Origin of the sequence: Agrobacterium pusense (assembly GCF_013285525.1) — a bacterium.
GTDB classification, from domain to species: domain Bacteria; phylum Pseudomonadota; class Alphaproteobacteria; order Rhizobiales; family Rhizobiaceae; genus Agrobacterium; species Agrobacterium pusense.
The window spans coordinates 449,496-462,630 of sequence record NZ_CP053858.1 but is presented as its reverse complement, the minus strand read 5'-3'; the positions used below and the strand labels follow the sequence as shown (position 1 = coordinate 462,630).

Annotated in this window: 5 protein-coding genes; all 5 read left to right on the top strand. The window is 58.1% G+C overall.

The features are described 5' to 3' along the window. Positions 1-1,206 precede the first annotated feature (1,206 nt). The 5 genes from HQN82_RS25325 (at position 1,207) to HQN82_RS25305 (ending at position 13,115) form a co-directional block, all read left to right on the top strand. Positions 1,207-2,628, top strand: a complete 1,422-nt coding sequence (locus tag HQN82_RS25325; protein ID WP_234904942.1) for a TolC family outer membrane protein — start codon at positions 1,207-1,209, stop codon at positions 2,626-2,628. A gap of 510 nt (positions 2,629-3,138) precedes the next feature. Next, positions 3,139-6,444, top strand: a complete 3,306-nt coding sequence (locus HQN82_RS25490; RefSeq protein WP_210259570.1) for a BapA/Bap/LapF family large adhesin — start codon at positions 3,139-3,141, stop codon at positions 6,442-6,444. Positions 6,445-6,502: 58 nt separating this feature from the next. Then, the gene (locus tag HQN82_RS25315; RefSeq protein ID WP_173616361.1) at positions 6,503-8,755 is read left to right on the top strand and encodes a type I secretion system permease/ATPase; all 2,253 of its coding nucleotides are present in this window, start codon (positions 6,503-6,505) and stop codon (positions 8,753-8,755) included. After that, on the top strand, positions 8,756-9,958 hold the full coding sequence (locus HQN82_RS25310; RefSeq protein WP_173616360.1) for a beta-barrel domain-containing protein: 1,203 nt from the start codon (positions 8,756-8,758) through the stop codon (positions 9,956-9,958). It begins immediately after the preceding gene. Next, positions 9,948-13,115, top strand: a complete 3,168-nt coding sequence (locus HQN82_RS25305) for a Mur ligase family protein (RefSeq protein WP_234904941.1) — start codon at positions 9,948-9,950, stop codon at positions 13,113-13,115. Before HQN82_RS25310 ends, HQN82_RS25305 begins: the two co-directional genes overlap by 11 nt. Positions 13,116-13,135 lie beyond the last annotated feature (20 nt).

Below are 13,135 nucleotides of genomic sequence, written 5' to 3'. Positions count from 1 at the left end.
GCTTGGCGCGACGATCGATACCAGAGGAATGAACATAGGTAGCGCATACGATGTCTTGCGCGGGAAGGGCAGGCGTGATGTTGGTCAGCGAGGAGAAAGAATGTTCAGTCATATTATGCTAGGCGCGAGGGACCTCGAAAAAATGGTCGACTTCTAAGACTGCGTCCTGACACCCCTGGCATTGCAACGTGATTTCCAGACCGAAACCGGCGTGGACGCAGGCGTCATCTGGAAAAGCGGTGACAGGAGGTGGCCGCAGTTTGCCCTTCGCAAACCGATCAATGGACTTCCGGCAACTTGGGGAAACGGAGTCCAGATCAGCTTCGCTGCGCCTTCGCGATCTGCTGTCAACGACGCCTGGGAGGCAGCAATCCGTATGGGTGGTATCAGTGAAGGCTCTCCCGGCGTACGGCCACGCTACGCCGCGGACTTCTACGCCGCCTATTGTCGCGATCCGGAAGGCAACAAGCTATGCTTTGTCCACGCCGACAATCTTGCACTCTAGGCCGTACAGCGTCCCGTCCAGGGTTCGTCGATCACCTGCCACGCGGATGAAGCACAGTCGCACTGTTCGACACGGTGCCCTTTTAGCATCAGATCGCCGGCTGGGGCCGCCTGCGCAGCATCACCAATACGGATCGGCCTTACGAATACACCTCTATGGCGGAGCCACGGTGCGACAAGCCGGCCGTCACCGCCCTTTCTCCCTGAATGCACGACGGTCCGAAAATTGCAGTGCCGGGACCGGGTAGCGGGAGTTTAAGCTTCTGCGCTCTCGTTCATGCCTTTGGCGACGCCGGCGACGGCCGTGATAGTGACGACGACGCAGTCGCAAGTGCACGGACCCAAGTTATACCGCCTCTCCGGTATCCGCACTCACCCATAGATGCGCGCAGGATTCTATGGGGCTTAAGATAGATCACTGTAGACGAAAACCTCACCTCCTGCCCCCGAAACACGGGTCCAGCGTGACACGACCGGCGCGCGATGCCGCCTCTGACGAGGGCGTCGCCGTGGCGACGCATGACATGTTCAAGACAGTGGCCAGCAATATCCATGGTTAACATTCGTTAGTCATGGTTAATTCATTGTTAACCACGTGTCCGTAGTTCTGATTTGCACAAAATATCGGCAAATCAAAGGCCACGATCTTGTTCCTCGTACTGGCAGGTTGCTCATTCTTCTCGTCAGAAGGTGGAACACTAAATGCGTTTTCATTGGCTTCCTGCGTTGATCTGCATCGTTGCTGCGGGGATGTCGAGCACCGGCTGCGCCAACCGTCCGGTCGCGAGTAGTCATCAGCCGCCCAATGCGGCCGCTTCGCACAGTAAGACAGGAACGGTGAACGGTAGTCTTCCGGGCGTAACCGGAACAACTGATCAAATACATTCCCCCGTGCGCGAAAAAAGTGAACACAAAGGTCCGCTGTCACTTGAGACGGCCGTCAGGAAGGTTGTCAACTGGCATCCTGCAGTGACAGAAACGATCGGGCGGCTACAACAGCAGACCGAATCCGTTAACGAAGCCCGCGCCGGCTATCTACCGAGCCTCAGTTGGGGACTGGATTCCTCCTACGACAGATCGGATCGGTACAGCCCCGACCTCAACCTTAGTGTTTCACAGATGCTTTATGATTTCGGCAAGGTCGACAACCGGGTCAAGATTGCGACCGCAGGGATTGCGGGCCGCAAGTCCCAAGTGCTGATGGCGGTCGATGATCTCGCACGCGAAGCGGCATACGCGGTTATCGAAATCCAGCGCAACCGTGCTCTGAGAGCCGTTGCGAATGACCAGATCGAGGATGTGAAAGCAATTCTGGAACTGGTCAGGTCACGCACTGATAAGGGCGCCAGCACGCGTTCCGATCTGTTGCAGGCAGAGGCCCGCGTTCAGGCTGCGGAGGCGACGCGCCTGGAGATCGAAGGTCAGCTTTCCCGCTGGGAAGCGGTCCTTTCGAACTTGAGCGGCATTAACGGAGCGGTCGTTGTCACTGACGCGGTACCGGGATGGCTTTCCAGGGCCTGCAGTGCAACAGATTTCGACTGGTCCCGCGTGCCCGCTGTGATGCAGGCGGAAGCAGACCGCAAAGCCGCAGCCGCGCAAATCGAACTTGCCAAAGCCGAAGGGCTACCGACGCTGTCCCTCGACGCGGGGATCGGTGTCGACGTGACGGAACTCAGCTCTTTCGATCCCGACTACACGGTCGGATTAAAAGTTTCGGGCAGCCTCTATAACGGGGGAGCGACAAGCGCCAGACGGAATATGGCGGTTCAGGCTCTCGGCGCATCACAGGCTGCGGAAGCGCGCGCGCGGGTCGATATTCTGCGCAACCTGACCGAGGCCAGCAGCCAGATATCGAGCAAGGAAAGTCTTCGTCGCTCGCTCTCGACACGCCAGTCAACGATGAGGCAGACACGCGATCTTTACCGAACACAATATGTTGAACTGGGTACGCGCACCCTCCTCGACCTGCTCAACGCCGATCAGGAACTACATGCCGCAAGATTCGATATCAGCAACATCCAGTACGACCTGCACAGGTTGAACATCGACTGCACCTACAGTGCCGGGCGCATGCGCGAAGCCTTCGGAATCGAGGGCCAGACAGTTCAGGGCCTAGCGCTTTAACAACTGCTCGTCGCCGGTCACACCGCGCCCAAAGATATGATTTTGCATACTTTTATTCTTGGTGGGCATCATAACAGGCAAATTTCGCTTGTGGCACGATTTGCCAATCGGTGAGATCTTCTTTTTCAATGAGAGCTCCGCCGTGCCACTTCGTCTCGAGCAACTTCCAAGCAAAGGAACAGAAGGATCGCCGGTTTCCAGCCGAGCCGCGTTTAGCATTTGCGTTGAGATAATGTTCGAAGCTCGGAGCCTCTTACCCGTCATTTTTGGTATGCGCCCCTCGGTTGTTTTTTCTTGCGGCATTTGAATTTTCTGCAATTATAGCGATGGGAGAGGGGCCTTTGAGAGGAAAATCCCCTTTTATGCAAGAGACCGGAGCCGATTTATCTCAGGCTCCGCACTTCGCAGCGGTTAACCGTTCGCAAAATCAAATTTCTTGAATGTTGCTTGGTGTTCCAGGCGGCAGCGGATTTCTGTCGCCGAAGTTCTGTGTTGCAGGAGGACAGTTTCATGGTTGCAATAGTAACCGACAAAGTCTCAGGAAATTCCCGGACTGTATCGCTCGACGACCTGGACATGGACAAGCCCGGCATCGTCCAGATTCGTGCAGCCCGCAACGAGGTCTCCGACTTCGTGCGCGATGGCGATGATCTCCTCCTCCGAATGCGGTCTGGCGAAACGATCCGGATTGGACACTTCTACCGCGAGCTTGAGGGTGAGCACAGCGAGCTCGTCCTCGAGGACGAAGATGGAAATCTCTGGCTCGGCGAGCACAGCGACGGCTTGGCGGATTTTCGTTTCTCGCAAATCGAGGGTGTAGACGAATTGGTCGGCGCCTCAGCCAGTGACGGTTCCGTTCTCGGACTTGCGGCTTTGGGCTTGCTGGCGGGCGGGGGAGCTATCGCGCTCGGGGGATCATCCAGCGACGACAGCGATGCTGACGCCGATGCAGACGCCGACGCGGATGCAGATGCTGATGCTGATGCCGATGCTGACGCCGACGCCGACGCCGACGCGGATGCAGACGCCGACGCCGATGCAGATGCTGACGCCGACGCCGACGCCGACGCGGATGCAGACGCCGACGCGGATGCAGATGCTGACGCTGATGCGGACGCTGATGCCGATGCGGATGCCGATGCGGATGCCGATGCTGATGCGGACGCCGATGCAGATGCTGATGCCGATGCAGACGCCGACGCGGATGCAGACGCCGACGCGGATGCAGATGCTGACGCTGATGCGGACGCTGATGCCGATGCGGATGCCGATGCTGATGCGGACGCCGATGCCGACGCCGACGCGGATGCTGACGCAGATGCAGACGCGGATGCCGACGCAGATGCAGATGCAGATGCGGACGCAGACGCGGATGCTGATGCCGACGCGGATGCCGATGCTGATGCAGATGCCGACGCGGATGCAGACGCCGACGCTGATGCTGATGCAGATGCAGATGCAGATGCGGACGCAGACGCGGATGCGGATGCTGATGCCGATGCGGACGCAGACGCGGATGCCGATGCGGATGCCGATGCCGATGCAGATGCTGATGCTGATGCCGACGCGGATGCCGATGCTGATGCGGACGCCGATGCAGATGCTGATGCTGATGCTGATGCTGATGCGGACGCCGATGCAGATGCCGACGCGGATGCCGATGCTGACGCCGACGCGGATGCTGATGCCGACGCCGACGCGGATGCCGATGCTGACGCGGATGCTGATGCAGATGCGGACGCAGACGCGGATGCGGATGCTGACGCAGACGCTGACGCCGATGCGGACGCAGATGCTGATGCCGACGCGGATGCCGATGCTGACGCCGACGCGGATGCCGATGCTGACGCTGATGCGGATGCCGACGCGGACGCAGATGCCGACGCAGATGCGGACGCAGACGCCGATGCGGATGCTGATGCTGACGCTGACGCAGACGCGGATGCCGATGCGGATCTCGAACCCACGGATGATGTGGCCGGGGCGGAAGTGAATCTTCTACCTACCGTGACAGAGGACGTTCCCCTCGGGAGCGATACCTATCTGGCTGTCGTGAGTCTCGCCGGTCTCGACCTGCAGCTGTTCGCCGATGCAATCGAGTTCGGCGTTGAGACCGGCCACACACAGGATCTGAACTTCGATTTCAGCGGACTCATCGGGGCGGATGTCCTCGGAAACTACAGTCTTGTTGTTCAAAAATGGGACCCTGCCACACAGCAATGGACGAGCATCGAGGGAGGAGGACCGGCCACAATCCTGTCCCTGTCACTCTTTGGCGGAACCAGTGGTACGGTGCCGGGCCTGGAGCCTGGAGAATACCGCGCATTCATGGGATTCAACGGGCTCATCGGTGTGGGGGTGGGCGGCACCCTGACCCTTGAAGGCACTGACTACAACTTTACCGAAATCGGCGGCTATGAACCTGTCGAGGCAAGCGGCAACGTCCTCGGAAATGACGATGTGCCGAGCGGCACCACGGTTCAGAGTGTCGACGGACAGACTGTGGAGCCGGATGGGACTGTCATCCAGGGCGATTTTGGTGAGCTCCTGATTCGCCCTGATGGTTCCTACACATATACGCCTTTTGCGAACGGAGCAGGGATCGGTAAGGTAGACCAGTTCGAATACGTCGTAGCAGACGCCAACGGCAATACCGGGACTGCAACCCTCTACGTCCAGATCGGCAGCGACAATGTGACGATGACCTGGAGCGACACGGATCCCGGTCTTCCTGCAGCACTCGAGTTCGCCGCGACGGGCGACAGCGCAGACGCTTCTGTCGTCTGGACCAATATATCGGATGATGACTTCTTCACAGCCAGCGGCTCCACAGTGCTTTCAGGTGGCCTGGGGCAGACGAGCACCTATACCAGTGGCAGCTTCGTCATCACCGACAATATGGATGTTTCCGGCAGCATCAGTGTATCGGTCTTGCTGGCGGCTTTGTCAAACGGCGTCGTTTATCTCGAAAGGGAAACAACACCCGGCAGCTGGCAGCAAGTGGCGAGCGATTCCTTCAATATCATCGTTGGCGGCCTCGGCACGGTAGCGTCGATCGACCTTGCCGGTCTCGATCTCGCTGCAGGCACATATCGGGTTCGGTCGACATTGAGCGGCACGCTGGTAAACGTGTCTGCGACGATAACCAGTGATATCGATGTTACCTACACGGACCAATATGAGATTGGCACCCTGACGGGGGACAGCGGAAAACTGCTTGCCAACGATGATCTAGGCTCTACGTTTACATCGTTCCAGATTTTTGACGGAACAACATTCTTGGATGTAACCGAAACCAGAACGATTGAGGGCGAATACGGTACGCTGACCATCAATCCCGACGGCAGTTACAGCTACACACCAAATTCGGATCTGACTCATTTTACCGAGCCACAGACCGATATGTTCGAATATCAGCTTACCCATCCAGGCGGGGCGGTGGAGCAGTCATCCCTCGTTGTCACCGTTGATCCGTCGGGTGCGGGCGTTCCGGATCAGGCTTCGATATTCGTTGCCGAGGACATTTCGGGTCTGGACGGAATCGATGTTGCGATGAGTGATGATCCGCTGGTCTCGGATCACGATAGCGACGCTGACCTGGCGGGGCTGCTTGAAGAGGACGTCGAGGAACTGACAGTGCCTCTGGACGGCCTGGCAGCGCTTGACGAGCCCGATGAGGGGGATGCCGATCTGTCTCCCACAGAGGAAGGTATCGAGGTGGTCGAATCGCCGGAACCGGTGGAACTACCTGTAGACCCCTTCGGGCATCTGGTGACGGAGGATGAACTGAACTCCACACCTTCGGCTGTAATCTGAATGACCCAAAGACGGCATGGCGGACTCAATTCCCCCGTGTCGTCACAGAGGAAAATCAATGCCCATTTCCGACATGACGACGGAACAATGGCCTGATCCTGATGCGGACGGCGAGAAATTTGATAGATGGAGCGAGGCCTTCCAGTATGTGGCACGTAATTATGGTGTGCCAATCTCACCGGGCGGGGTACGACAACTCGTACAGGCACTGAAGGCAATCGAGACCGACGATTGCCTTGGCCGGCTTGCCAACAAATTGGGGCTGCAGATAAAGCGTGCAGCTCCCGCACCAGGCCTACTCACCAGTTGGCGGTTACCGGCGATCGTGAGGCTCTCGGACGGTTCCGTTGGTGTGGTGACGGGGCTTTCAGCCAAAAACGACGCGTCCGTAGTCTTAAGCGGTGAAGGCGGCGTGGCTACGATCCTGCCGCTCGACGCGCTGCTGGTACAAACTGATTTTATCGTCTTGGCGCGCCCCCAACGTGCAACAGTTGACGAGCGCGTCGACAGCTATATTGCGCCATATCGGGAACATTGGTTCCGGGCAATCGCGTTTCGCGACATCGGGGCTTATGGCCACGTCATGCTCGCGTCCCTGGTCGCAAACCTCCTGGCGCTAGCGGGCGTGATGTTCTCGATGCAGGTTTATGACAGGGTGGTGCCGGCGAAATCGTTCAACACCCTCTATGTTTTGTTCATTGGTGTCGTCCTGGCGCTGGTCTTCGACTTTATCATGCGCCGCTTGCGTACCCGCATTATCGATATCGTGGGCAAACGCACCGACATGCGCATCTCCGACCTCGTTTTCGGACATGCACTGCGCGTAAAAAATCAGGAGCGCCCGACATCCACCGGCACGTTTATTGCCCAGTTGCGAGACCTGGAACAAGTGCGCGAGCTTTTGACCTCTACCACTGTGGCTGCCGTTGCTGACCTTCCCTTCTTCATTCTGTTCCTCGTCATCTTCTGGCTTGTCGGAGGGTCACTCGTGCTGATACCGGTTGCGGCGCTCCTGCTTCTGGTCCTGCCGGGTATTGTCGTACAGCGCAGCCTGAGGGCTGCCGCGAGTGAGGCAATGCGTGAAGCGTCATTGCGTAACGCAATGCTCGTGGAAGCCGTTCAGGGAATAGAAGATATCAAGACGCTTCAGGCCGAGGACCACTTCCAGCAGCGTTGGAACCATTACAACGCCGTTTCGGCGGACGGACAGCTTCGACTTCGTGCCATTACCAATGGTCTTGCGGCTTGGAGTCACACCGTGCAAACCGGAACCTTCGCGGTGGTCGTCTTCATTGGGGCACCGATCGTGATGGAAGGCGACATGACGACGGGCTCTCTTGTCGCCTGCTCCATCCTGGGCTCTCGCATGATGGCGCCAATGGCACAGTTGACGCAAATTCTCGGCCGGTTTCAACAGGCCAAGGTCGGGCTTAAAAGTATCGATGCCATTTTGCGCATGCCCTCCGATCACCCGGATGACGAGACGCGTGTCAGCGTTCCCACACTTCGCGGCGCGTACAAAATCAGGGGAGCAGCCTTTCACTATGGCGAAGGAGCAGGCAGGCCTGCGCTGGCGGTTGGCGAACTGTCCATTGCTGCAGGAGAAAAGATCGCAGTTCTGGGGAAGAACGGCGCTGGAAAGTCGACCCTTCTGCTCGCCATGGCAGGCATGGTCGAGCCGGTCGCCGGGGAACTTCTAATTGATGACCTTGCGCTATCACAGGTCGATCCAGCCGACCTGCGACGCAACGTTGGCCTGCTGACACAGGACTCACGACTCTTTCACGGCACAATCCGCGAAAACGTCACTCTGGGCGCGTTACACGCCCCTGAGCCATTACTGCTCGAAGCGCTCTCGATGACAGGAGCAGACGATTTCGTGCGCAAGCTTCCCCGCGGTCTCGATCACCCGATTCTCGAAGGCGGACGCGGTCTTTCAGGGGGGCAAAAGCAGGCTCTACTTTTGGCGCGCCTTCTTGTTCGTGACCCGGCTGTCGTCCTCCTTGATGAACCTACTGCGGCGATGGACGAGGCAACCGAACGTCAGTTTATCACGCGTTTCAAGTCCTGGGGCAAGGAGAGGACAATTGTCGTCGCAACACATCGCATGCGCGTCCTTGAATTGGTTGAGCGCATCATTGTTGTCGAGAGCGGGCAGATTGTTCTCGATGGTAGCAAGGAGGAGGTCCTCAACACCCTGCGTGGGGTGAAGAAGATCGTTCCGCCAAACGGGGTCCGTCGGAAACTGTCAGAAAAGAAAACCGTGGCGACAGTCGCGGGCTTTCCGTTCAAGACGACGCAGGAGGTATAAATGGCTGCATTCAGCGAACGTGATTTCTCCAGGCGTGGTGGCTGGGCCTTCGGCGATGATGACAGCCGAAACCTGACACGGTCTGCACGCGTTATACAACTGTTCGTCGCTCTTTTGCTTGCTGTGCTAGTCTGGTCATATTTTGCGACCCTTGATGAAGTCTCGACCGGTGACGGTCGTGTAATCCCAATCAGCCGAGAGCAGGTCATCCAGTCGCTCGAAGGCGGAATCGTGGCGACGCTTCACGTGCGCGAAGACCAGGTCGTAGAGCCGGGTCAGATTCTCGCGCAGCTTGACCCGACCAAAAGCGAATCCGACGTCGAGGAAAGCGCCGCTAAATACCGCGCGGCGTTGGCCGCAGCTGCGCGACTTGAAGCGGAAGTCAATGGTACACCCCTGACTTTTCCCGCGACCCTCGACACTTATCCGGTTCTCGTTGCATCGGAGACGGAGCTTTATACGGCGCGAAGGCGGGCGCTAGAAGAATCGCTGCGCTGGATCCAGGAATCACTCTCTCTCGTCAACAGCGAACTGAAACTCAATGAGGAACTGAGGTCGGTGGGAGCGGCGAGTAATGTCGAGGTCATCCGCCTTCGCAGGCAAATAGTGGAGCTCGAGCTCAAAAAGGTGGAAATCAAATCGGAATATGTTGTGAAGGCGCGCGAGGAACTGACCAAGGCGAATGCGGAGGTAAACTCTCTTTCGCCTGTCGTGACCGGACGAGCCGATAGTCTCGCCCGCCTCACTCACCGCTCCCCGGTCCGCGGTATCGTCAAAAACATCGAGGTGTCGACGATTGGCGGTGTGGTCCCGCCCAATGGCAAGCTCATGGACATCATCCCGCTCGGTGACGAGCTTCTGATAGAGGCGCGCATTTCACCCCGGGACATCGCCTATATCCACCCTGGTCAGCGCGCGAGCGTGAAGATCAGCGCCTATGATTACGCTGTCTATGGCAGTCTTGAAGGTAAAGTCACGACAATATCGCCTGACACCATTCAGGATGAGGTTGATCGGGAGATCTATTACTATCGGGTATTTATCAAGACCGACAAGGACGCGCTGGTCAATGCTGCCGGACGGGAGTTCCCGATCGTTCCCGGCATGGTCGCGAACGTCGATATCCATACAGGCGAGAAGACGGTGCTTGAATATCTCGTCAAGCCTTTCAACAAAGCACGGGAGGCACTGCGTGAACGTTGAGGCAAAAGTTGCACTGGCGAGCGAACTCCCGGGCATCAAAAAGCGGCTTTCGGATATACGTATCTTTTTGCGGGGCCGGGTCTGCCGTCTGACGGAGCCACTGCCGGAAGTCGTCCTTTTTTTTTCCGTTTCCGACGGTGACAGGCGCGCGCATGTCATCAATGCGACAGGTTCATCGCTCGAGTCGGCCTGGCAGAAGGGTGTAAGCAGGCTCCTCGCGGTCATGGCTGCGGAGCGTATCGAAGGACGCTGGATCCGCGTCGACTGGGTTGAGATCGCCGAGCAGACGACATGGGCGCGATTGCGCCTTTTGCTTGGCAAGGTCAAGCGGAATTATTTCCGGTTCGGCATCGCGCTCGATTCCACCTTCCGCCATGCCTTCACAGAGCAGGAGCTCAATGCGAATGCGATGCTTTACGGCGGCAATAGTCTTCCAAACTCGGTGCTCAATGAGAAAAATTTCAACCTCTATGCCCGCACACGCTACGACGACCTGCCGACTATCGATTTTTCCCATAATGAAGCGATCTTTCTGTTCTCGACAAAAGGCGTTTTCTGCGATGAGACTGGAGCACTTCACGTGCTTGGAGGTACGGGCCTCGACACCGGGCGCCGCACGATCGACAGGCTGGATGGCGGTGTGGCGTTGGCACTGGTACGCGCCGCGTCAGAGCATCTTGCCCGGCAGGTCAACGTCGACGGTTCGTTTGTCTACGGCTATCATGCCTGTTTCGACCGGCGTATAGAAACCTACAACACACTGCGGCACGCCAGCACAGTCTATGCTATGATCGAGGCATGGGAGGTCACCCGCGACAGGCAACTAAGACAGGCGATTGAACGCGCGCTCCTCTGTCTCGAGACCCAGTTGATCAAGCCCGTCGTCCTTCCTGATGGTCAGCAAGCCGCCTTCCTCGTTGAGGCGGACGGAGAAATCAAGCTTGGGGGGAACGCTGTCGCGATCCTGGCTTTGACAAAATATATGGGCGTCACCGGCACGACCGACCGGACAGGACTTGCGGAGCGGCTCGCTGCTGGGATTCGCCATATGCAGGATCCTCAGAGCGGAGCTTTCGTCCATGTTCTCCGGTTTCCTGATCTTTCGGTCAAGCAGAGATACCGCACCATATATTACGAGGGCGAGGCAGCCTTCGGGCTCATGCGCCTCTACGATCTTACCCGCGACGAGAGATGGCTAGAAACCGTGGAGAAGGCATTCGGCCATTTCATCAGGAAGGAATACTGGAAACACCACGACCACTGGCTAGGATATTGTGTCAACGAACTGACACGCCACAGACCGGAAGAACGGTACTTCCGTTTTGCCATCCGAAATGTCGCCGACTATCTCGATTTCGTCGAGAACCGGATCACCACTTTTCCGACATTGCTCGAACTAATGATGGCCGCCAGACAGACGATCTCGCGCATTGCTGCCGCGCCGACAATGCGCGCGCTTCTAGATAACATCGATCTGGCCCGTTTCGAGAGGGCGCTCGAGAAACGTGCCCACCATCTGCTCAACGGCTACTTTTGGCCAGAGATGGCGATGTATTATCGCAACCCCGACCGCATCGCTGGTTCATTTTTCATTCGCCACCATGCTTTTCGTGTACGGATCGACGACGTCGAACACTATCTGTCCGGTTTTGTTGCCTATCGCAACTATCTCAGGGAGCGTGCATCGTTTCGTGAACTCGTCCGACAACATACGGCATCTCTCACGTGCCGTAGCGGACCCAAGCCGGCGGTTTGTCCCGATGGCAAGGAATGGAATGCAACCCATATCGAAGCCGCCACTGGCGGCACCTGGCTTCGCCAGCCGCCGGATGGCTGGACCGCTCGAGGGCTTTGCACCTACGCCCCGGCGATGCAGCCCGGAGACATGGTCGTCCTACGCGGAAAGGGGGACCCAACCGGGGTGCCGGCCGATACCGTTTTAGATCATCAAAAAACGGCAGGCTTCGTGACCACTGATCCCGCACTGGTCGGTGCCCTCGATAAGCCGGTCCTGCAGGTGGCTGATGCCGTGCGGGCTGTTCTGGCAATGGGAGATTATGCGCGATCCCGGATGACGGGAAACGTCCTGGCTGTGACAGGGAGTGCGGGCAAGACGACGGTCGTTTCCATGCTCGCGCATGCACTGTCGCCGTGGGGAGATGTCGCCAAAAGCCGACATAATGCGAACCTCCCGGCGGGCGTGGCCTGGAACCTCGCCTCTATTCCCTGGGAGACGCCGCATGTGGTGCTGGAGCTGGCTGTCGGCAAAATGGCAGTCAGTGCGCGCATGGCTCGTCCGAAAGTCGCGGTGTTTACCAATGTATTGCCAGCCCACCTTGGCGAGAAGAGCACGGTGGCCGACATCGCGCGGACCAAAAGCGCGATATTCCTGGGCATGGCGCCTGGTTCCAAAGCTGTTCTCAACCGCGACATGCTGGAGTGGGATACGGTGCATGAGGCGGCTCAAAGGCAGAAACTTGACGTCATCAGCTACGGCACCTCGAAGGAATGCATATGTCAGCTCCTGCACTACGACCCCGCAAGCCGGCAGGCTCACGCGCGGATTGGTGAGCGAGAGATCAGCTTCCGGATCGGTGCGGCGGGGTGTCATATGGCGTTGAACGGGGTCGCGGTCCTTGCCGCCGTTACTGCGCTAGGCCACTCTCTTGAACCGGCGATCGCGCGACTGGAAAGTTTCGCAGCGCTACCGGGGCGCGGCGAGGAAATACATCTTGCACTCGGCGGACGGCAACTGACCGTGATCGATGATGCCTATAATGCCAATCCCGGTTCGATGCGGGCGGCGTTGCTCCGGCTGGGTGATCATCAAGGCGGGAAGCGGCGGATCGCAGTCCTCGGCGAAATGGCGGAGCTAGGCCCGGATGCGGCTGCTTATCACAACGAACTAGCCGGGGTGATCGGAGGCATTCCGATTGATAAAGTCTACGTTGCAGGAGAGCTTTATGCTGGCTTCTGGGCGTCGATTTCGCCGTCCTTGCACGGCCGCCACGTCGCGTCGCGGCAGGCGTTGAAGGAAATTCTCCGCGAAGATCTGTCGGACGGGGACGTCGTTCTTTTCAAAGGTTCGCACAGCACCGGCATGCACGAGCTGGTAACGTGGCTGAAGGAAAACGCAGACACAAGCGCGCCGGTGTGAGGTCCGTTGCGCATCGGAAA

Excerpts from the sequence above, each read along its gene's own strand:
- HQN82_RS25325 (WP_234904942.1), top strand. The coding sequence starts at position 1,207 with ATGCGTTTTCATTGGCTTCCTGCGTTGATCTGCATCGTTGCTGCGGGG.
- HQN82_RS25490 (WP_210259570.1), top strand. The coding sequence starts at position 3,139 with ATGGTTGCAATAGTAACCGACAAAGTCTCAGGAAATTCCCGGACTGTA.
- HQN82_RS25315 (WP_173616361.1), top strand. The coding sequence starts at position 6,503 with ATGCCCATTTCCGACATGACGACGGAACAATGGCCTGATCCTGATGCG.
- HQN82_RS25310 (WP_173616360.1), top strand. The coding sequence starts at position 8,756 with ATGGCTGCATTCAGCGAACGTGATTTCTCCAGGCGTGGTGGCTGGGCC.